The organism is Streptomyces bambusae, from assembly GCF_019400985.1.
GTDB classification, from domain to species: Bacteria; Actinomycetota; Actinomycetes; order Streptomycetales; family Streptomycetaceae; genus Streptomyces; species Streptomyces bambusae_A.
Window position 1 is genome coordinate 1 of record NZ_WTFF01000701.1, and the last position, 825, is coordinate 825.

General features: G+C 73.6%; 1 protein-coding gene. It reads left to right on the top strand.

The annotated features are described in order from the left end of the window. Positions 1 to 162 precede the first annotated feature (162 nt). Entirely contained in the window at positions 163 to 567 is a 405-nt protein-coding gene (locus GPJ59_RS36625) for an ACT domain-containing protein (RefSeq protein WP_219672403.1), read from the top strand. Positions 568 to 825 lie beyond the last annotated feature (258 nt).

Consider the following 825-nt stretch of genomic DNA (forward strand, 5'->3'; position numbering starts at 1 on the left):
GCCGCCGGCTGACCGCGGCGCCGTCCCGGTCCCGGTCCCGGTCCCGGTCCCGGCGTGCCGTCGGCCGGCGGGACCGGGACGCCACACGCTGGACCACACGCGCCCGGCGCGCGCGGAGTCCCGAACCGGTCAACTTTCCGTTCGTGCGACTAGGGTGACGGTATGAGCGGCGAGCGCGACCTGACCACCCTCCTCAGCGGCATGCGGCCCGAACTGAACGACGGCCGGTTCGTCTTCTGCACCCTGCCCGGCACCGACGTGCCCGAGGGCCTCGACCCCGTCGCCACGGTCCGCGAGCCCGAGGGCCTCACCCTCGTCCTGCCCCAGGAGGCCGCCGACCGCGCCGGACTCGGCTACGACCACGTGACCGGCTGGATCACCCTGCGCGTGCACTCCGCACTCGACGCCGTCGGACTGACCGGCGCCTTCGCCGCCGAACTCGCCGCCCACGGGCTGAGCTGCAACGTGATCGCGGGATTCCACCACGACCACATCTTCGTCCCCGCCGACCGGGCCGCCGAAGCCGTCGCCGTACTGGAGCAACTGGCTGTTCGCTCTGCGCGATGAAGAACATCTGATCATTCGGATCCGTCCGCGGCGGCGCGGGCGTACGCTGAACCCCCGAACCGGTCTGGGGGGTACCAGCCATGACAGATCGCCGGCCCCGGATGCGGCGTGAACTGTTCGAACGCGAAAGCGAACTCGCCGCCGTCGACGAGGCACTGGCCCGACTGGCCGGCGCCGCCCGCGGCACCGGCGCCGAGGGCGGCGGCCTGCTCGCCCTGTCCGGCCCGGCCGGCCTCGGCAAGACCACCCTGCTCGCCG